The sequence below is a fragment of the Herbaspirillum sp. NPDC101397 genome, from assembly GCF_044767325.1.
Taxonomy (GTDB): domain Bacteria; phylum Pseudomonadota; class Gammaproteobacteria; order Burkholderiales; family Burkholderiaceae_D; genus Herbaspirillum.
Genome location: NZ_JBIWNS010000002.1, coordinates 363,575 through 384,709 on the forward strand (window position 1 = coordinate 363,575; position 21,135 = coordinate 384,709).

Annotated in this window: 16 protein-coding genes and 1 pseudogene; 12 read left to right on the forward strand and 5 right to left on the reverse strand. The window is 58.1% G+C overall.

Annotated features, from left to right (window positions below; translation table 11 throughout):
* Positions 1-218: 218 nt before the first annotated feature.
* Positions 219-479, forward strand: a pseudogene (locus ACIROW_RS06480) (DUF1566 domain-containing protein); the annotation flags it as partial.
* A gap of 309 nt (positions 480-788) precedes the next feature.
* On the opposite strand, the gene hutH reads toward ACIROW_RS06480, so the two are convergent.
* The gene (hutH, locus tag ACIROW_RS06485) at positions 789-2,423 is read right to left on the reverse strand and encodes a histidine ammonia-lyase (RefSeq protein ID WP_402273205.1); all 1,635 of its coding nucleotides are present in this window, start codon (positions 2,421-2,423) and stop codon (positions 789-791) included.
* Positions 2,424-2,466: 43 nt separating this feature from the next.
* The gene (locus ACIROW_RS06490; RefSeq protein ID WP_402273208.1) at positions 2,467-3,747 is read right to left on the reverse strand and encodes a urate hydroxylase PuuD; all 1,281 of its coding nucleotides are present in this window, start codon (positions 3,745-3,747) and stop codon (positions 2,467-2,469) included.
* Between the two features lie 500 nt (positions 3,748-4,247).
* Here ACIROW_RS06490 and ACIROW_RS06495 point away from each other — a divergent pair, with 500 nt between their 5' ends.
* The 11 genes from ACIROW_RS06495 (at position 4,248) to ACIROW_RS06545 (ending at position 16,760) form a co-directional block, all read left to right on the forward strand.
* On the forward strand, positions 4,248-5,183 hold the full coding sequence (locus ACIROW_RS06495) for a LysR substrate-binding domain-containing protein (RefSeq protein ID WP_016833487.1): 936 nt from the start codon (positions 4,248-4,250) through the stop codon (positions 5,181-5,183).
* A 230-nt stretch (positions 5,184-5,413) separates the two neighbouring features.
* The gene (locus ACIROW_RS06500) at positions 5,414-6,808 is read left to right on the forward strand and encodes a nucleobase:cation symporter-2 family protein (protein WP_402273210.1); all 1,395 of its coding nucleotides are present in this window, start codon (positions 5,414-5,416) and stop codon (positions 6,806-6,808) included.
* 92 nt (positions 6,809-6,900) lie between these two features.
* A complete protein-coding gene (locus ACIROW_RS06505) occupies positions 6,901-8,670 on the forward strand; it encodes an allantoate amidohydrolase (protein WP_402273212.1) in 1,770 nt (589 codons plus the stop codon).
* Between the two features lie 471 nt (positions 8,671-9,141).
* Positions 9,142-10,503 carry an 8-oxoguanine deaminase gene (locus ACIROW_RS06510; protein WP_402273215.1) on the forward strand — a complete coding sequence of 454 codons (1,362 nt, stop codon included), beginning with the start codon at positions 9,142-9,144 and terminating at the stop codon, positions 10,501-10,503.
* A gap of 214 nt (positions 10,504-10,717) precedes the next feature.
* Entirely contained in the window at positions 10,718-12,451 is a 1,734-nt protein-coding gene (locus ACIROW_RS06515; protein WP_402273218.1) for a methyl-accepting chemotaxis protein, read from the forward strand.
* 434 nt (positions 12,452-12,885) lie between these two features.
* A complete protein-coding gene (locus ACIROW_RS06520; RefSeq protein ID WP_402273220.1) occupies positions 12,886-13,296 on the forward strand; it encodes a hypothetical protein in 411 nt (136 codons plus the stop codon).
* An 83-nt stretch (positions 13,297-13,379) separates the two neighbouring features.
* A complete protein-coding gene (locus ACIROW_RS06525) occupies positions 13,380-13,814 on the forward strand; it encodes a DUF2846 domain-containing protein (protein ID WP_402273223.1) in 435 nt (144 codons plus the stop codon).
* An 85-nt stretch (positions 13,815-13,899) separates the two neighbouring features.
* Positions 13,900-14,262: an MmcQ/YjbR family DNA-binding protein gene (locus tag ACIROW_RS06530; protein ID WP_402273225.1), complete on the forward strand. Its 363-nt coding sequence runs from the start codon at positions 13,900-13,902 to the stop codon at positions 14,260-14,262.
* Positions 14,263-14,393: 131 nt separating this feature from the next.
* Positions 14,394-15,080 (forward strand): hypothetical protein, encoded by a 687-nt coding sequence (locus ACIROW_RS06535; protein WP_402273228.1) that lies wholly within the window; start codon positions 14,394-14,396, stop codon positions 15,078-15,080.
* Between the two features lie 101 nt (positions 15,081-15,181).
* Positions 15,182-15,781: a hypothetical protein gene (locus ACIROW_RS06540; protein ID WP_402273231.1), complete on the forward strand. Its 600-nt coding sequence runs from the start codon at positions 15,182-15,184 to the stop codon at positions 15,779-15,781.
* A 103-nt stretch (positions 15,782-15,884) separates the two neighbouring features.
* Positions 15,885-16,760, forward strand: a complete 876-nt coding sequence (locus ACIROW_RS06545; protein WP_402273233.1) for a hypothetical protein — start codon at positions 15,885-15,887, stop codon at positions 16,758-16,760.
* Between the two features lie 31 nt (positions 16,761-16,791).
* On the opposite strand, the gene pyk is transcribed toward ACIROW_RS06545, so the two are convergent.
* The 3 genes from pyk to glxR form a co-directional block, all read right to left on the reverse strand.
* Positions 16,792-18,210, reverse strand: a complete 1,419-nt coding sequence (gene pyk / locus ACIROW_RS06550; RefSeq protein WP_402273235.1) for a pyruvate kinase — start codon at positions 18,208-18,210, stop codon at positions 16,792-16,794.
* 56 nt (positions 18,211-18,266) lie between these two features.
* Positions 18,267-19,529 (reverse strand): glycerate kinase, encoded by a 1,263-nt coding sequence (locus ACIROW_RS06555; RefSeq protein ID WP_402273237.1) that lies wholly within the window; start codon positions 19,527-19,529, stop codon positions 18,267-18,269.
* Positions 19,530-20,242: 713 nt separating this feature from the next.
* The gene (gene glxR, locus ACIROW_RS06560) at positions 20,243-21,130 is read right to left on the reverse strand and encodes a 2-hydroxy-3-oxopropionate reductase (RefSeq protein ID WP_144969984.1); all 888 of its coding nucleotides are present in this window, start codon (positions 21,128-21,130) and stop codon (positions 20,243-20,245) included.
* Between the last annotated feature and the right edge of the window lie 5 nt (positions 21,131-21,135).

A 21,135-nucleotide genomic window follows, 5' to 3' on the forward strand; every position in this document is an offset into this window, starting at 1 on the left:
GCGACCTGTGCCGAAAATTTTTAGTTTTGTATTTTTAATACTTGCATTTTCTTCTGTAAGGGCTGAATCAATAGTGCGTATTGGGCACTACGAACTGCGAGGGGCATTTGTATTTGATACGCAAACAAAACTGACATGGGCGTTGCAGTGTCGGCCAAAAATGGGCGTCGACAGGTAAATGCAAAGGAAGTCCAAAAGGGTACACATTCAACGCTGCGCAAAGACTCTCTAATACTAAATGGCGAGTACCAACAAAGAGCGAACTGGACTCTCTCTTTTTCCCGTCCGGTTCACTCGTAAAAATTGATACAAGGGTGTTTCCAATGAGTAGCAATAGGAACCAGCTTTATTGGTCGAATGAACAAATTGACGATTCAAGCGCTTGGTACGCTGATTTCAATACGGGCTCTACTGATAGATATTATGGAGATTATGATTTTTTGAACGAGAAGTTCTTTGTACGACTTGTAAAAAATTGAACTCAGAAAGTCGTATAAGGTGTGTTGATGTCGTAAGCAGATCGTAGCCTATGACCCGAGATGGCCAGTCTGAGGACATCGTGGTCGGCCTATCACGCTCCAAATCAAGCGCTCACAAGGCAAGCTGCCAGCCAGCACAGCATTTTCAACGACTACGACTGGTTTCGCTGCTCAATGAAAAACGGCCCGGGCGAAAATTTGACCGGGCCGTGAAATACCTCAACGCTATTCCGTGCGGATACTCAAAAAAGACTTTAACTGAACGGCATTACAGCCGAAGCTGCCCTTTTCATCACACAACAAAACCAATCAAACAAACTTACCGATACGACCAACCACAGCCTCCCTCACCGACCCGCTGGTAATAAACGAATGCGCCACCTGGATATCGTTATGGAACCAGCGATCCCCCTCCAGGCAAGCCGGAATCTGCTTGCGGATCTCTTCATACGCCGCCTGCGTGCCTTCACCCAGCACGAAGTCCTTGAGCAACTCTTCCGTCATGGTCAGCCCCTGCGCCGCCAGCAGCATCTCCACGCCGACGATGTACTGCGTGTTGGCGACAACCGTGGCCGCCTTGCGCGCGCACCAGGTCGAGTTGGAGACGTGGTCTTCGCTGTTGCCCTTGGACGGAATGCTGTCGACGCTGCCCGGCATGGACAAAGTACGATTTTCCATGACCAGTGAACTCATCGAGCATTGCACCACCGGGTAACCGGTATTGACGCCGCGCACGCCGCTCATCAGGTTGCGCGGCAAGCCCCACGACAAGGTCGGATCGATCAGGCGGGCGATGCGGCGTTCGCAGATGCTGCCCAGATCGGTGATCGTCATGGCGAGCAAGTCCATCGCCTGCGCCAGGTACTGGCCGTGGAAGTTACCGCCGGAGATGATCTCGAAGCCGCCGCCTTCCTTGTCAAAAATCAGCGGATTGTCGGTGGCGGAGTTGATTTCCTTGTCGACGATGGTGTCGATGTAATCCAGCGCATCGAACACCGGGCCGTAGACCTGCGGCGCACAGCGCAACGAGTAGACGTCCTGGATCCGCGACGAGTACGGAATGTCGGTGCGGCGCGATTCGTCCGGCAGTTGCACCGAGCGTGCCTCATGCGTGGTGCGGGTCGAGCCTTTGAGCAGCGTGCGGATGACGGCGGCGGTCTTGATCTGGCCGGCGTGCGGACGCGCTTGCTGGATGCGGGCGTCGAAGGCGGACATTTCGGCGCGCATGGCTTCCAGCGTGAGACCGAGCGAGAGGCAAGCGTCGGTCAGCAGGTTGCGAGAATCGTGCGCGGCCAGCACGGCGACCGCCAGCGAGGCGGTGCAACCGTTGATGAGGGCCGAGGCATCCTTGGCTTTCAAGTCGAACTTGACCGGGCCGATGCCGGCCTTGGCGATGGCTTCCGGTGCGCTCATGCGCTTGCCCTGGTACATCACTTCGGCTTCGTCGAAACCGACGATGGCGGCAGCCAGGTAGGCCAGCGGGGCCAGGTCGCCGGAGGCGCCGACCGAGCCCTTTTGCGGCATGATCGGATGGATGCCGGCATTGACGAAGTCCAGCAGGCGATCGACCACTTCCACGCGCGGTGCCGAGTAATTGCTGGCGAAGGCGTTGGCGCGCAGCAGCATGGTAGCGCGGCTGACTTCTTCGGAGAACGGTTCGCCGATGCCGGCGCTGTGAGCCTTGATCAGCTGGGTCTGGAACAGCTCGATATGCTCGACCTTGATGCGGGTGTCCTTGAGCAGGCCGACGCCGGTGTTGAAGCTGTACATCATGGGCGCTTCGTCGTGCATCCAGGTCGACTCGATGAAGTCGCGGCTTTGCTTGAGGGCGGCGCGCGAGGACTCGGCGAGCGCGACCTTGGGGTACACGCCGTTGGTACCGCGCGAAACGCTGACGACTTGCGCGGCGTTGAGGTTGAAACCGTCGATGGTGATGGTGGTCATGAATATTCCTTGAATTTCTCTGTCGATTTCTCTGTCGGTCGGATTACTTCGCGCCCGCTTCGAACCAGGCGCCGATCAGCGCGCGCTCTTCGTCGGTCATGTGTGTCATGTTGGCCAGCGGCATGTCCTTGGTCTGGACCGCGCGCTGGTACACCTTGGCGGCGTGCTGGCGGATCAGTTCCGGCGTTTGCAGCATCATGCCGGCCGGCGCCGTCGCGAAACCCGCCTGCGTCGGCTGTGCGGAGTGGCAGCTGGCGCAACGCTGGGTGATGACTTCCTGCACGCGGGCAAAGTCTACGCCGCTTGCCGCAGCAGCGACAGGTACAGTTGCGCTGCTATCTGCGGCCCCGCCTGTTGCAGCGGCCGGTGAAACTACCGGTACAGCGGCGACCTTCGGCAGCGGCTTAGGCGCAATCGCGATCGCCACGCCCAGCAACAACACGCAACCGGCAATCGGGAAACCGATCGAGACCTTGCCGGCATGGCGCAGGTTGAAGAAGTGGCGGATCAGCACGCCCGCGGCCATGATCGCGGCCAGCACCAGCCAGCTGTACGCGTGGGTATAGGTCATCGCGTAATGATTGCTGATCATGATGAACAGGATCGGCAGCGTGAAGTAGTTGTTGTGCACGCTGCGCTGCTTGCCCTTCTTGCCGTAGATCGGATCGGGCGACTTGCCTTCCTTCATGGCTTCCACCAGCTTGCGTTGACCCGGGATGATCACCATCAGCACGTTGCCGACCATGATCGTGCCGATCATCGCACCGACGTGGATGTAGGCGGCGCGACCGCTCAGCAGATGCGTCAGCACATAGGCCACGGCGACGATGAAGACGAACATGACCGAGCCGAGCAGGCCTTCGCGTTTGCCCAGCGGCGATTTGCACAGCAGGTCGTAGACGATCCAGCCGAGCACCAGGGTGCCGAGGCCGACGCCGACCGATTGCAGGCCAGACAGATCGGCAACCGACTTGTCGACCATCATGGCCGAGGCGTTGAAGTAATAGACGATGAACAGCATCGCGAAGCCGCTGATCCAGGTGGCGTAGGCTTCCCATTTGAACCAGTGCAGTTCTTCCGGCAGTTCGGAAGGCGCGACCAGGTACTTCTGCGGGTTATAGAAACCGCCGCCGTGCACGGCCCACAGCTCGCCGGACACGCCCTTCTTGGCCAAATCGCTGCCCGGCTTCGGAGGACGGATGGAGTTGTCCAGCCAGACGAAATAGAACGAGGCGCCGATCCACGCAATCCCGGTGATCAGATGCAACCAGCGCACCAGCAGATTGAGCCACTCGACGCCATACGATACGAACAATGCTTCCATGTCTTCCCCACGTTTGTTCCTCACCTGCCACTGCGGGCGCTTCAGGTGAGCGAGGCCGGGCCTCAGATCACAAAACGGTCGATCCGGAAGGATGCGCGAACATCTTCCCGGATAAATAAGAGGACTTGCGCAGAACGTCTCCTGCTCCTGCGTAAATCTTCGTTACCTGCTGCCGCGACGACCTCGGTGGCGATTGCCACCCATTATTTTTTAACAATATTTTTTCTCAGCCGCCGCCTGCGCACACGGAAGGAGCGACTGGGATGCTGGAACGATAAACGTGTTGGCTCTTTAAAACATTGCCAACATCTTATATTTGACATACGCATATTCATATACAACAATGATCAGGTTATGTGGGAAGCTCTATACGCAAAAAAATATAACCAGAGACTTTTCATAACATCAACAACGTGCGGCCACCCTCCACGGGTAAGAAGGCAGTCCAGCGCGCCCTGCGCAGACGCCCGCCTCGCTTTACCAGTTACCCGGAGACAATCATGTCCAGGCTGCCAGACCATCTCGATATCCACCTGATCCGCATTCTTTATCTGTTGCTGTGCGAAAAGAACGTCTCGCGCGTCGCCCTCAAGCTCAACCAGCCGCAGCCGTCGATCTCGGCCTCGCTGCGCAAGCTGCGCGAGCTCACCGGCGATCCGCTGCTGGTGCGCGGCGCGCGCGGCATGGTGCCGACCCAGCACGGCGAAAGCCTGTTGAAACCGGCCAAGCGCATCCTTGATGAAACCGAGCGCCTGTTCGTGCCCAAGACGGCTTTCGTGCCGCAGGAAGAAGCACGTACCTTCCACATTGCCGCGCCGGATTACATGAACACGCCCTTCTTCACCGAAGTCATCGCACGCCTGCGCCGCGAATCGCCCAAGAGCCACATCGTGATCCACGCGCTCGGCCCGGAAACCGATTACGTGCGCCTGCTGTCGGACGGCGAACTCGACCTCGTCATCGCCAACTGGGACGAGCCGCCGCCGCACTTGCACCTGTCCAAGCTGTTCGACGATCCCATCGTCTGCCTGATGCGCTCCGACTGTGCCTACGCCAAGCGCACCGCCAAGGACGCCATGACCATCGAGGATTACCTGACCCTGCCGCACGCGGCGCCGTCGCAGATCCTGCCCGGCTATCACGGCACCATCGACACCTTCCTCGAGAAGCAGAACCTGCATCGCAACGTCGTGGTGGAGTCGGCGCACTTCCGCATGCTGCCGTACATGGTGGCGCAAACCGACCTGGTGCTGAGCGCCGGCCAGCAGTTCGCCAGCTTCTACGAAAAGACCTTGTCGCTGAAGAGTTACAGCGTGCCGATCAAGTTTCCACCGCTGCGTTTTTACCAGCTGTGGCATGAGCGCGTGCATCAGGCGACCGAGCACAAATGGCTGCGCGCGCAGGTCAGCGCTGCGGCGAAGATGCTTGTAAATTAAGGCTTCCAGGCAACATTGGCATCACGCTGCTTATATCCACATTCAGAAAACGAGTATTGGCTGATCTATATATTGGACTGAGTGATTTACTTTAGTATCGGCCCACAAGCCTGTACGGAGGATCCTGCTCAGAATCTGCACCCTTCTGCAAGGACTTGACGAGAGGCCGCAGCAAACCGCATCCAGCATCCGGCTTGCAACGGCCTCCATATAAAAACTTGGAGACAGCCATGACAACCCAGACCCATCCGGTGGACGAAAGACTGCCGATACTCAAACTCGCCGCGCTGGGCATGCAACACGTACTCGTGATGTATGCCGGCGCCATCGCAGTACCGCTCATCGTCGGCGGTGCCCTAAACCTGCCAAAATCCGAAATCGCTTACCTGATCAGCGCCGACCTGTTCTGCTGCGGCCTGGTCACCATCATTCAAAGCCTCGGCATCTGGAAGTTCGGCATCCGTATGCCGGTCATGATGGGCGTCACCTTCGCCGCCGTCGGACCGATGGTCGCCATGGCCAACAATCCTTCGCTGGGCATCCTGCACATCTACGGGGCCGTCATCGCGTCAGGGATATTCTGCATCCTAGCGTCGCCCTACATGAGCAAGCTCATGCGCTACTTCCCGCCGGTGGTCACCGGCACCGTCATCACGGTGATCGGCGTCTCGCTGATGGGGGTCGGCATCAACTGGGCGGCCGGTGGCCAGCCCATCATCGGCAAACTGGTCGATGGCGTCTTCGTCAAGATTCCCAACCCCGACTACGGCTCGCCGCTGAGCCTGGCGATTGCCGCCGTGGTCCTCGTCTCCATCCTGCTCATCACCAAATATGTGAAAGGCTTCATCGCCAACATCTCGGTGCTGATGGGCATGATCGTCGGTTTCGTCATCGCCTTGTCGCTCGGCAAGATCAACTTTGACGGTCTCGGGGCGACCGACTGGTTCGCGATGATCAAGCCATTCCACTACGGCTGGCCGCAATTCGACGTCGGCTCCATCATCAGCATGTGTCTGGTCATGATCGTCACCATGATCGAATCGACCGGCATGTTCATGGCGCTGGGCGACATCGTCGAGAAGAAGGTCGACGACAAGACGCTGGCGCGCGGCCTGCGCGTGGACGGCCTGGGCACGGTCATCGGCGGTGTCTTCAATACCTTCCCGTACACCTCGTTCTCGCAGAACGTCGGCCTGGTTGGCGTCACCGGCATCCGCAGCCGCTATGTCTGCGTCGCGGCGGGCGTGATCCTGGCGGCGTTCGGCCTGTTCCCCAAAATGGCGCACGTGGCCGCCTCGATCCCGCAATTCGTGCTGGGAGGCGCCGGCATCGTCATGTTCGGCATGGTGGCCGCGACCGGGATCAAGATCCTGGCCAAGGTCGACTTCAACACCAACCGCAACAACTTGTTCATCGTCGCCATCAGCATCGGCGTGGGCATGATCCCGATCGTGGCGCCGACCTTCTTCGACAAGATGCCGGGCTTCTTGTCCACTATCTTCCATAGTGGCATATTGCTTGCATCCACCATGGCGGTCGTGCTGAACGTGTTCTTCAACGGCCGCGGCAGTGATGAAGAAGTCGCCAACTATGCGTTGGCGGCGGCACAGAGTTCCGATCATTAGCACTTGAAGTACGACAGGACGGGGGCGCCGTCCTGTCGAAGCAACCAGCAACTATTCGAATTTATTGGCACTTACCGGCAACAGCTATCACGATGACCACACTAGAACAATTGAACGGCAGCGCCGCCCGCGACGTACCGGCTTTCGTCAACGCCTTGCACGGGATCTACGAGCATTCGCCGTGGATTCCCGAACGCGCAGCGAAACTCGGCCCCTTCGCCAACATCACGGCCCTCAAGCAGGCGCTGCAAGGCGTGGTCACCAGCGCCGAGCGCGCAGAACAACTCGGCCTGATCCGCGCCCACCCGGAACTCGCAGGCAAGGCCGCCATCGCCGGCGAACTGACCGCCGAGTCCACCGGCGAGCAGGCCAAGGCCGGCCTCAACCTGTGCACGCCGGAAGAATTCGCCACGCTGCAAAAGCTCAACGGCGACTACAACGCCAAGTTCGGCTTCCCCTTCATCCTCGCGGTCAAGGGCGCCACCGGCAAGGGCCTGACGCGCCAGCAGATCATCACCACCTTCACGCGCCGCCTGCGCAACCAGCCCGAAGACGAACTGCGCGAAGCGCTGCGCCAGATCGGCCGCATTGCGGAAATGCGCATTAACGACCTGCTCGGCTACACCCCGGCCATCGGCGCCACCATCATGGAATGGGCCGAAGAAATCGGCGCCTGGAGCGAAGACGACGGCGCGCTGACCTGCACCTACATGACCGACGCGCACCGCCGCACCGCCGACCAGATCGCCCACTGGATGCGTGAAGCCGGCATGCACGCGCACATCGACGCGGTCGGCAACGTAGTCGGCCGCTACCTCTCGACCGACCCGCAGGCCAAGACCCTGATGACCGGCTCGCACTACGACACGGTGCGCAACGGCGGCAAATACGACGGCCGCGAAGGCATCCTGCTGCCGATCGCCATCGTCAAGCATTTGCATGAAAAAGGCGAGACGCTGCCCTTCCATTTCGAGATCATCGGTTTTTCGGAAGAAGAAGGCGTGCGCTTCAAGAGCACCTTCCTGGGCAGCAACGCCATCATCGGCCAGTTCGACCTCAACCTGCTCAATCTCACCGACCGAGACGGCGTCAGCATGCGCGACGTGCTCACGCAAGCCGGCCACGACGTCACCGCGATTCCGAAGATCGCACGCGACCCTTCCGACCTGCTCGGCTACGTCGAAGTCCACATCGAGCAAGGCCCGGTCCTGCTCAACCGCGACCTCCCGGTCGGGATCGTCACCTCGATCGCCGGCAGCTCGCGCTACCTGGTCAACCTCAAAGGCGTCGCCAGCCACGCCGGCACCACGCCGATGAACATGCGCAAGGACGCTGCTGCCGCTGCAGCAGAAATCATCCTCTACGTCGAGCAGCGTTGCGGCGACGACCAGCACGCCTCGCTGGTCGGCACGGTAGGCCAGCTGCAAGTCCCGAACGGCTCCACCAACGTCATCCCCGGCGCGTGCGTGTTGTCGCTCGACATCCGCGCCGCCCGCGACGACGTACGCGATGCCGCAGTGGCAGACGTGCTCAAGAAAATCGAAGAAATCAGCCAACGCCGCAGCGTCGACGTCACCATCGAAAAGACTGTCTCCGCCCCGGCCGCGCCCTGCGCGCACTGGCTCATGAACCAACTCGCCGCCGCCACTGAACGCGCCGGCGTCAAACCGTTTGAACTGGCATCCGGCGCAGGCCACGACGCCATGACCATCGCAAAAATGACCGACGTCGCCATGCTGTTCACACGCTGCGGCAACGGCGGCATCAGCCACAATCCGCTGGAGACGATGACGGCGGATGACGCGGAAGTGTCAGCGCAAATCCTGCTGGATTTCTTGCGGAATTTTAAGGCGAAGGTTTAGAAAGCAAGCAGCCTAGCAGCACGATGCCGAAGGCGAGCCCTCCAAGGCAATGCGAAGCGAGCCGAAAAAAGAATTTCGCTTATGAGTCGCCGTTGGTGACGCGCACAAATCGGAAAAAGAAGGGAAACTTGTCTGAGCGCAGCGAGTTTGTTTCCCTTCCCGATTTGAGCACGGCGCCAACGGGTACCCCGAAGGGGCGGCGAATCGTTGCGTTGGAGCAGTGCTCCAACCCTTTCTTTGCTTACTTTCTTTGCTTACTTTCTTTGGCGAAGCAAAGAAAGTAAGCGGCTGCCGGGCCGCCCCCGGCAACCACGGTCGTCCGAAGAGCGAACAGCATCGGCAACCAACACACGCAACAAGAAAAGAAACAATCAACAAAGCCAGGCAAAGCGTTAATAGGGTTTAAAAGGGACTCCACTATCACCGGCGCCGAATCAACACCACCATCAAACAAAACCCAGTGAGTCCCAAATGACCAAAACCCTATTGATCAAAAACGCCACCGTCGTAGTAACAATGAACGACACCAGAGAAGAAATCAAAAACGGCGCCCTCTTCATCCGCAACAACATCATCGAACAAGTAGGCCAAACCTCAGACCTCCCCCAAACCGCCGACGAGGTAATCGACGCAACCAACCACGTGGTACTGCCCGGCCTGATCAACACCCACCACCACATGTACCAAAGTCTCACGCGCGTGATCCCCGCCGCGCAAGACGGCGAACTGTTCAACTGGCTCACCAACCTCTACCCCATCTGGGCCGGCCTGACACCGGAAATGATCAAGGTCTCCACGCTCACCGCGATGGCCGAACTGATCCTCTCCGGCTGCACCACCAGCAGCGACCACCTCTACATCTACCCGAACAAGACCCGCCTCGACGACAGCATCGAAGCCGCGCAGGAGATCGGCATGCGCTTCCACGGCGCGCGCGGCGCGATGAGCGTCGGCCAGTCCAAAGGCGGCCTGCCGCCGGACCGCGTGGTCGAGGACGAGAACGACATCCTGCGCGATACGCAGCGCCTGATCGAGACCTACCACGACCACAGCCGCCACGCCATGCAACGCATCGTGGTCGCACCCTGTTCGCCATTCTCGGTCTCGCGCGACCTCATGCGCGAAGCCGCCAACATGGCGCGCAGCTACAAGGTCTCGCTGCACACCCACCTCGCCGAAAACGTCAACGACATCGCCTACAGCCGCGAAAAATTCAACATGACGCCGGCCGAATACGCCGAAGACTGCGGCTGGGTCGGCCACGACGTTTGGCACGCGCACTGCGTCCAGCTCGACGACCACGGCATAGCCCTGTTCGCACGCACCGGCACCGGCGTGGCGCACTGCCCCTGTTCCAACATGCGCCTGGCCTCCGGCATCGCCCCGATTCGCAAGATGATCGATGCCGGCGTGCCGGTCGGCCTCGGCGTCGACGGCAGCGCCTCCAACGACGGCGCGCACATGCTGGGCGAAGTGCGCCAGGCCATGCTGCTGCAACGCGTCGGCTTCGGCCCGGACGCGATGACCGCACGGCAGGCGCTGGAAATCGCCACCCTCGGCGGCGCCAAGGTATTGAACCGCGACGACATCGGCGCACTGAAGCCGGGCATGTCGGCCGACGTGGTGATGTTCAAGCTGGATCAGATCGGTTTCGCCGGTGCGCTGCACGATCCGGTCGCAGCTCTCGTGTTCTGCACGCCGGCCAACGTGTCTTGCAGCGTCATCAACGGTCGCGTGATCGTGCGTGACGGCCAATGCACAACAATCGATCTCGGATCCGTCATCGAGCGTCATAACACGCTGGCATATGAACTGGCCGATGCAGCAAACTGACATGCAGTAAGCAGCAAGCACCACTAATCAAAAACAAAAAAAAACGACATTCCGGCCCGCTCCACCCGAGCAGCCCGGAATGTTTTGCTATGCGCCGTCGACATAATTGCACGGTGGAAATGCTTAGAACACTGGCATGAGAATTGCCTTTTAGGTAACGCCACACATGACTGGCGCAATGTTTCGCAGTCCACTGAACAGCAAAGGTATCCCCATGAAAATCGCCAACATGAAAATCGGCCAACGCCTGGCCATCGGCTTCGGCATCGTGATCGTCCTGCTGGTCGCCATCACGGCGCTCAGCAATATTCAGCTGGGCCGCCTCAACGACGGCATCAACCTGATCACTAAGGACCGCTACCCCAAGACCGTGCTGGCCAACACCATCCAAATCCAGGTCAACAAGATCGCCCTCGATATCCGCGACATCATGCTGACCAGCGATGCCGACAAGATCAAATTCCTGGTCGGCGACGCCACCGCCGCCGACAAGAAGATGAATGAAAGTCTCGCGCAAATGCAAACGATTGCAAAGACCGATGAAGACAAGCGTTACGTCAAGGATGCAATGACCGCGCGCGACGCGTATCTGCCCGTGCGCGACGGCCTCATGAAGCTGGCGCTGGCTGGTCAGGTCGATGAAGCCAAGGCTTACCTGCCGCAACAGTTCATGCCGCTGCAGATCAAATACTTCATCGCGCTCGACGCCATGTTCGACTACCAGGGCGGCCTGATGGACGCTGCCGGCGACAAGGCCAGCAGCGAATCCGGCAGCGCCCGCATGATCATCAACACGCTCGCAGCCATCACCCTGCTGCTCTCCGCAATGGTCGCCTGGCTGGTCTCGCGCAGCATCACACGCCCGCTGACCGAAGCAGTCGACGTCGCCCGCCGCGTCGCCGACGGCGATCTCACGACGAAAGTCGAAGTCAAATCCACCGACGAAACCGGCCAGCTCATGTCCGCACTGCAGACCATGAACGGCAACCTCTACAACATCGTCAGCCAGGTCCGGCAAGGCACCGACACCATCGCCACCGCGTCGAGTGAAATCGCCACCGGCAACATGGACCTGTCGGCACGCACCGAGCAGCAAGCCGGCTCGCTGGAAGAAACCGCCTCGGCCATGGAAGAACTCACCTCCACCGTCCGCCAAAACGCCGACAACGCGCGCCAGGCCAACCAGCTCGCCGTATCCGCATCAAGCGTCGCCGTCGACGGCGGCACCGTGGTCGGCAAGGTGGTCGACACCATGAGCTCGATCAACGATTCCTCGCGCAAGATCGTCGACATCATCGGCGTGATCGACGGCATCGCGTTCCAGACCAATATCCTTGCCTTGAACGCCGCAGTCGAAGCAGCCCGCGCGGGCGAACAAGGTCGCGGCTTTGCGGTAGTCGCCAGCGAAGTGCGCAGCCTGGCCCAGCGCAGCGCCGCCGCCGCGAAGGAAATCAAAATTCTCATCGACGACTCCGTTGCCAAGGTCGACACCGGCAGCAAGCTGGTGGAACAAGCCGGCACCACCATGACCGAAGTCGTCGCCAGCGTAAAACGAGTAACGGATATCGTCGGCGAAATCAGCGCCGCCAGCCAGGAGCAAAGCCAGGGCATCGACGAAGTCGGCCGCGCCATCACCAACATCGACGAGACCACGCAGCAAAACGCCGCGCTGGTGGAACAGTCGGCCGCCGCCGCGCAATCGCTGCAGGACCAGGCGGCCAAGCTGATGCAGCTGGTCAGCGTGTTCAAGCTGGACCAGCAGATGACGAAAACTGCGGCAACAGCGGGCACATCCACAGCTGTCCTGAAGAAAGCGACCGTCAACATCACGCCGAAACCGGCGCAGTTGAAACAAGCGCCGAAGCCTGCATCGACACCAGCGCTTGCATCGTCTTCCAAACCCGCTCCAATTGGGGCTGGCAAGGACGACGACTGGGAACAGTTCTGAAAGACGATTGAAGGTAGCAAGCTTGTGCATCGAATTTCACCATTGCCCCTGACGAATCGCTGACAAACAATAATGCAGTGACAATGATTTGCAGGGATACGAAAAAACGGCGCTTCCAGGCGCCGTTTTTTTATTTTTTATATGCCACTTTTCTTTACTTTGATTTACTATTTCTCCACTAAAAATGAGCGAATTGGTTACGCGCCAAATTCGCTGTCAAGCTACCAAAAAAATATCTACATGCTTGTAACGGGGAAATATCAAGGTCGAAAAAACTCACCTCGTTTTTCTCTCGCCCTCACCCCATCCTTCCCGGTATCTCTGAAACTTTACCGCCGCGGCCATGCCTTGCGAGCGATTTTCTACCTGTGCGTTTTCTCGCGTCTGAATGCGACGACCGCTTGTGCCATGGTCCGTCTCGGAAACCATTAGTCATGTCAAAGAAAATCAAAGTCGGCGAGGTATATCTCAGCATCTCCGCAACGACAAATACAGCGATAAACCTCACGCCCGACACGCGCGAACTCACGGCAGAAAAGCCCGAGACGCCTGAACCGCTTGAAACGCCACCATACATCTATCGTCCCAATGACCCGTTTCAGGCCGGGATTGACGAGGCGCGTGCGATCAGCAGCATCAGCCACTCACACAAAGGATGGGTCAAGAAAACCTGGTTTTTACTTTTTGTTGTCGGGCCGCTGCTGTTGATCGAATTGCGCGCGCTTTCTCTCGCGATATCTCCCGGCGAAGACACTGTGAAGACATTCTTGCTCGTCAATCTGATGCTGTTTCCACCATGGCTTTGCTACTACCAGATCTGGCGCAAGAGAGTGAGAAAAAGTTAGCGCAGATTGCTCACCTCCTCACGATTCACATATTTACCGTTCCATTTTCAGCACCACGTTTCACCAACTAAAAAGGAAGATTCATGAAGAAATTGTTTGCCTGCGCCGTCGTCGTAAGCAGCCTTGTTGGCTGTGCATCGGTACCAATGGGGGATCCACAGAAAGACGCCGCATTGAAAACATTCAAAGCGCCGGAAGACAAGTCCGGCGTCTACATCTATCGTAACGAAGCCTTGGGTACTGCAATACGCATGGATGTAGCTATTGATGGCGAAGCAATCGGCCAGACAGCGCCAAAAACTTATTTTTACAAAGAACTTCCACCTGGCAAACATGTGATCACGTCCAAGACGGAGAATGTAGATACGCTTGAAATTGAAACCAAGCCAGGCGTGCTGAGCTACGTATGGCAGGAAGTCAAACTGGGTATCCTCTCTGCGCGCAGCAAGCTGCATCTGGTCAGTGAAGAAGAAGGCAAGAAGGGTGTTCTGGAAACCAAGTTGGCCGAAAGCAAATAAGCAAGTAGCCGTGTATGGCTACAACTCCCCTGTTGGCAAACGGAGGAGCCATGCAATAGAACTACCCCAACTTTCATCGGCGCCCATGAACACATCTCAACTAAGAAAATTCTGCGATGCCCTACCCGCAGCAACATCCCGCCTCGCGCTGCCGCCATCCAATATCCTGGTGTACTCGGTCGGTGAAAAAAACTTCGCCTGGTTCAAAACCAGCGATCCGGAAAAATGGCGCTTCAGCTTCCGCGTCAGCCCCGATCGCTTCATCGAACTGACCGACATGCCGGGCATCAAGCCGGCCCGCTATATGGCGCGCTTTCATTGGGTGACGATTGTGGATGTGCGTAGCATGCCGGCGGATTATCTGAAAGAGCTGGTGCGGTGGTCGTATGAGAAGGCCTTGGGAAGCTTGAGTGGAAAGCAGCGAAAAGCCTTGCTCGCTCTCCCGTAACGTCCTGTAAAAAGCCAATTGATCATTGAATACCAGTCCTTCATTCGGAATTAACAAGCATCAAAAAGAACCAAAAGATCTGCTTTTGCTCTTCCTCACAACTGCCTCATCAGAAAAAGAAAGGTATTGCCGTGTTCTCCAGATTATTTTCCTTTGCCATTCTCATGGTCGTCGCTCTGTTATCCGGCTGTGCCACTCCGGTTGACATGGCGTTTTCCAAAGATCAGACAACGCCCGTAGCAGCCGACAAGACTGTCTTCCTGATGACCGCAACGATCAAGAACACCTACTTCACGTCGCACCAGCCGAAAATGCTTGCAACCATGATCGAGAAATCCGGCGCCACCAGCGCAGCCGACCGTCTCAATTTCAGACCAGACAAGCTGAGCAAAATTGAGTCCGACACAGTAGATGGCAGTACCTATCTGATCCGCATGGAACTTGATAAAGGTGAATACGTTGTGCGGGGATTCAGTTGCATGAGCAGCAGATTTCCGATTCACGGATTCTATTTCGCACCGATTCACGCCAAGCTGATTTCCAGCGCTCCCGGCGTCTATTACCTCGGCCATGTCGACGCTAGTGTGCGTGCACGCAAGGACAACGAATTCCGCGCAGGTCCTGTGATTCCGCTGATCGATCAGGCGGTGGCAGGCGCCTCGGGTGGCACGTTTGAGGTCGCGATTTCAGATCAATGGGCGAAAGACGAAAGTCAGTTCAAAAGCAAATTTCCAGCCCTTCAATCTGCTGATATTCAAATGGCGATCTTGCCCGAGTTTGACAGAAAGGGCGCGCAGCAATGGTGGGAAGATCACTGATCCTGCCAGCATCTGATTAAAAATGTCTGCGCCGACGCCCACTTGATTCGACAACGCAGCGTCCGGCCAGAATCTATAGATGAAATTAAGAAGGGGGATACATGTCTTTCATCAAACGACGCCTGCTCGCCATCATCACTCCATTGATTCTGCTCTCCGGCTGCGCCGGAACAAATTTTGTCAGGCAAGACCTGTCTACCCTAAATCTGGGCACTACAACAGAAGCCGAGATTCAGAAGAAAATGGGAGTGCCTAATCGCAAGGGAGAGATATTAAAAAACAATGAAATGGTGCAATCGTCGACATATGCCTATGCAACCGTTGGCGGACAACCACAAAATTTCGGCGTTGTTCCGGCCCGATCCCAAGCGTTTTTCTTCCATAAGGGAATTTTGATCGGCAGTAATTTCAGTAGTTCTTTCAAAGTAGACGGTACTGATTTTTCTTCCAATAAAGTCACCGCCATCGAAAAAGGAAAAACCACCAAGGCAGAAGTAAAATCCTTGCTTGGAGAACCCGGCGGCACTTACATTGCACCTCTCACGGTAAGCCCTGCGGAACAGGCTTTCGTCTATCAATATACGCAGGTAAAGTCTGGCTTCCTGAAGCCGACCATCTACACGCAATTGCTTGTCGTCTCGTTTGATCCGCAAGACGTCGTATGCAATGTAGAGTATTCAACCTCGGGAAGCAGAGAATAGTTCTCCCTACAGCATCACCTCGCCGCAGGCCTGAATGGCCTGTCGGCTTGTCTATTCCTCGTTCTGCTGACAAATTTCGGCACGATTATTCTCTACGAAAAATATGACAATTCAACGCCTGTTGCAATTCTCAACGCTGGCTCTCCTTTACTTTGGTATGAAAGCTGCAGTTTCACAGCAACTTCCGCTCACGCCCGTTGAGTTCGCCCAAATGGCAGCAGAGCGAATGCACAAAGAATTGCCTAATGTCGACTTTAAAGTCGTGGGGCATCTGGAACTTGATGGCAAAGATGCCAGCGGAAAAAGCATCGGGAACATGTATCTTGACCGCGTGTTCTCCTTCTGCCTACGCAATGCATCCAATTGCGATGCCGGCCTGAGCCAGTACGCAAAAGGCATTGCCGAGACCGTCAAGGAGCGGAATCGTCCTGTAACCCAAGCCATGCTCCGCATTGCCATTCGTCCCGAAGAATATTTGGAACAATTACGTAAGCAGCCAGGCTTCGGCAATCAAAAAATCTATACACGTCCTGTTGCACCAGGCTTAGTCGCCATACCGGTGGTCGATTTCACTAGGACAACTCGATTTGTCATTGACAAAGATCTTGAAGAATTGGGAGTCGACGAAGAAAATCTATTCAAAATAGCAGCGCAAAATCTTCGCGACACGACTAAGCCTCTGACAGCTGTTTCCTTGACTCCGAGCGCCAACTCACTGGGACAAATCCGCGATGAAGAATACGCGTCAAGCCGACTCTTTTTTCATTCGGACTGGAAAAATCTGGCTGCAAGCATGCACAATCAATTGATTGTCATCGCGCCAACCCCAAATGCACTGCTTTATGGCGATGGATCTCTTCCGGGCACTGCTGACGCATTACGAACCTTGGGAGGACGCGTTGCGAGTAGCTCCACCAAGCCTCTTTCCATGCAACTTCTACGCTGGACTGACGACGGATGGGAAATTTACAAACGATAAATGACCATCGTCATTTATATTGACGTCCTGACTATCCCCACACCTCCGCCAACCTCAACAAATTAGTACTCCCCGGCTGCCCAAACGGCATGCCGGCGGTGATGGCGATCTGATCGCCCTTCTTCGCAAATCCTTCCTTCAATGCCGTCTGGCATGCTGCGCTGACCATTTCGCTTTCGTTGTGGATCTGGTCGCTGATCGTTGAATGCACGCCCCACACCAAGGCCAGCTTGCGCGCGGTCGAAATCTTCGGCGTGATGCTCAGGATCGGCGCCATCGGGCGTTCGCGGGCGGCGCGCAGGCTGGTGTGGCCGGAGCTGGTGTAGGTCACGGTGGCGGTGGCGCCGACGATGCGGGTGACGTCGCGCAAGGCGGAGCAGATCGCGTCGGAGCTGTTGGACTCCGGCGTCTCTTGCTGGGCGTCGAGCATGTTGCGGTAGAGCGGGTCGCGTTCGACTTCGCTGATGACGCGGTCCATCATGGCGACGGCTTGCAGCGGGTAGCTGCCGTTAGCTGATTCGGCCGACAGCATGACGGCGTCGGAACCGTCGTAGATGGCGCTGGCGACGTCGGAGACTTCGGCGCGGGTCGGCACGGGACTCGTGATCATCGACTCTAGCATCTGGGTGGCGATGACGATGGGCCGGCCGTGCTGGCGGCAGACGCGCAGGATGCGCTTTTGCGTGCCGGGCACGCGCTCGGGCGGCAGCTCGACGCCAAGGTCGCCGCGCGCCACCATGATGGCGTCGGAGGCCTGGACGATTTCATCGAGGCGGTCGAGTGCCGCGGGCTTTTCCAGTTTGGACAGGACGGCGGCGCGGCCGTTGATCAGGGCGCGCGCTTCGTGCACGTCTTCGGGACGCTGGACGAAGGACAGCGCGATCCAGTCGACGCCGAGTTCCAGTGCGAAGGCCAGGTCGCGTTTGTCTTTTTCAGTCAATGCGGGAATCGGCAACACGGCGTCGGGCACGTTGACGCCCTTGCGGTCGGACAAGGCGCCGCCATTGATGACCCTGGTGCGGATGCGTTGGCCGTCGCTGTCGAGCACCTGCAGGCGCAGCTTGCCGTCGTCGAGCAGCAGCGACTGGCCGGCGGCGATGACTTCGAACAATTCTGCATGCGGCAGGCAGACGCGGGTGTTGTCACCGGGCGTGGTGTCGCGGTCGAGGATGAACTCCTGCCCTGCTTCCAGCTGGACCTTGCCGTCGGCGAATTGGCCGACGCGCAGCTTGGGGCCTTGCAGGTCGGCGAGGATGGCGATCGGGCGGCCGACTTCACGCTCGACGGCGCGCACGATCTCGAAACGCGCGTGATGGTCGGCGTGGGTGCCGTGGCTAAAGTTGAAGCGGAACACATCGGCTCCGGCTTCGAACAGCGCCTTGATCATCTCTTTGGTGGCGCTGGCGGGGCCGAGTGTGGCTACGATTTTTGCCTGGCGTTGACGTCGCATGGACGGTCTCCTTGGTGTTGTTGGTATGGGCGGCGTGCGCCGGGACGACGAAATTTTTACAGGATCAGGATGGCGCGGAAATCGTTGACGTTGGTTCTGGTCGGGCCGCTGACGACGAGGTCGCCGAGCGCGCTGAAGAAACCGTAGCCGTCGTTGTTCTCCAGCAGCGCTTTCGGATTGAGGCCGAGCTCTTCGGCGCGCTTCATCGAGTCGGGTTGATAGATGGCCCCCGCGTTGTCTTCGGAGCCGTCGATGCCGTCGGTGTCGCAGGCGATCGCATGCATGCCGGGTGCGCCGTTCAGTGCATTGGCAAGGCTGAGCAGGAATTCCGCATTGCGTCCGCCGCGACCAGTGCCGCGCACGGTGACGGTAGTTTCGCCGCCGGAGATCAGCACGCAGGGTTTCTTGAACGGCTGGTCGTAGTGGGCGATCTGTTTTGCAATCGCCGCATGTGCCAGGCCGATGTCGCGCGCTTCGCCTTCCATGTCGTCGGACAGGATGTAGGGCGTGACGCCGGCGGCGCGTGCGGCGGTTGCCGCTGCCTGCAGGGCTTGCTGGGCGGTGGCAATCACGTGGTGTTCATTTGCTTTCAGGCGTTCATCACCGGGCTTGGGGGTTTCGCCGATGCCGGATTCGAGGTGCGCTTGCACCGATGGTGGGATGTCGATCTTGTATTTGCGCAGCACCGCGAGTGCCTCGGCGCAGGTGGTGGCGTCGGGCAGTGTCGGACCGCTGGCGATGATGCCGGGATCGTCGCCGGGAATGTCGGAGATCATCAGCGTCACCACGCGGGCGGGCGCGCAGGCCAGGGCGAGGCGGCCGCCTTTGATGGCGGAGAGGTGTTTGCGGACGCAGTTCATTTCGAAGATGTTGGCGCCGCTTTTGAGCAGGGCTTTGTTGATGGCCTGCTTTTGTTCGAGGGTGATGCCTTCTGCTGGCAAGGCAAGCAAGGCGGAGCCGCCGCCGGAGATCAGGCAGAGGACGAGGTCATCCTTGGTGAGGCCGTTGACCATCTCGAGCATGCGGGAGGCGGCTTTTCTGCCGGCTTCGTCGGGGACGGGGTGGGAGGCTTCGACGACTTCGATTTGTCGGCAGTCGGCGCCGTGGCCGTATCGCGTGACCACCAATCCGGATAGCTTGCCGGGCCAGTGCTGTTCTACTGTTTTGGCCATGGCTGCTGCGCCTTTGCCTGCGCCTATGACGATGGTGCGACCAGTTTTTGGCGGTTCGGGCAGGAAGGATGGGAGGGATTTTTCTGCGCTTACTGCGGAGACGGCGGCGGTGTAGAGGTCGAGGAGGAATTGGCGAGGCGATTGCATTGTTTTGGTCCTTTTGTTCCGACTTGATATTTGTTGTTGCAGATACTTTTCTTGCTTCGGACAACCCTGCCGGGGGTAGCCCGGCTGCTACTCACTTTCTTTGCTTCGCCAAAGAAAGTAAGCAAAGAAAGGCGACCGCGGTTCGCAGCCCCCTTCGGGGGTTCCCGGCGTCGGCAGGCACAAATCGGGAGGGGAAATAAACTCGCTGCGCTCAGACAAATTTCCCCTCTTTATCCGATTTGCACCTGCCGCCACCGGCTACTCGCAAGCGGACTTCCAGACTGGCTCGCTTCGCATCGCCAGGGGACAGAGATCATGTGACGGCCGCAGTTCTTCACTATCGCTCTAAAAAGACGAAAGAATGAGAATCACGATGCCGCAGGCGAGTAACCCAAGGCAATGCGAAGCGAGCCGAAGAAGAATTCCGCTTATGAGTCGCCGTTGATGACGTGCTCAAATCGGATAAAGAAGGGAAACTTGTCTGAGCGCAGCGAGTTTGTTTCCCTTCCCGATTTGAGTGCGGCGCCAACGGGCACCCCGCGCAGCGGGGCGGCGAATCGTTGCGTTGGAGCAGTGCTCCAACCCTTTCTTTGCTTACTTTCTTTGGCGAAGCAAAGAAAGTGAGCGGCTGCCGGGCCGCCCCCGGCAACCACGGTCGTCCGAAGAAAGAAAACATTCAGCAACCAGCCGGCAAGTCGAAACAGAAAACCCGATCAGCCCTTGGCAATCTCATGATTCGACATCAACTCAATCGCCCGGCACAACGCCGAGTGATCCAACCCGCTCATCCCATTAGCCGCACAAGCATTCATCAACTCCTGAGTAGCAGCGGTATTAGGCAAGCTGACACCCAAAGCCTTCGCCCCTTGCAACGCCAGATTCAAATCCTTCTGATGCAGTTCAATCCGGAACCCGGGATTGAAAGTCCGCTTCACCATCCGCTCGCCATGCACCTCTAAAATACGCGACGAAGCAAACCCGCCCATCAACGCCTGCCGCACCCGCGCAGGATCCGCACCCGCCTTGGAAGCAAACAACAACGCCTCAGCCACTGCCTGAATATTCAATGCAACAATGATCTGGTTCGCCACCTTGGTGGTCTGACCGTCGCCGTTGCCGCCGACCAGCGTGATGTTCTTGCCCATCAGTTCGAACAGCGGCTTGACGTCGTTGAACGCCGACTCGTTGCCGCCGACCATGATGGTCAGCGACGCCGCCTTGGCGCCGACTTCGCCGCCGGAGACCGGCGCGTCCAGGTATTCGCAACCGAGTGCATTGATCTTTTGCGCGAAGCCCTTGGTCGCGATCGGCGAGATCGAGCTCATGTCGACCACGATCTTGCCGGCGGAAAGACCTTCGGCGACGCCGCCTTTGCTGAACAGCACCGCTTCCACGTGCGGGGTGTCCGGCACCATCACGATGATGATGTCCGCGCGCTTGGCGACTTCTGCGCCCGATGTGCAGACGGTGGCGCCGCCTTCGATCAGCGCTGCGGGTGGATTTTTCTGGTCATGCAGGTAGAGCTTGTGACCGCCCTTTTGCAGGTTTTCCGCCATGGGCGAACCCATGATGCCCAATCCGATGAATCCGACTTTTGCCATGATGT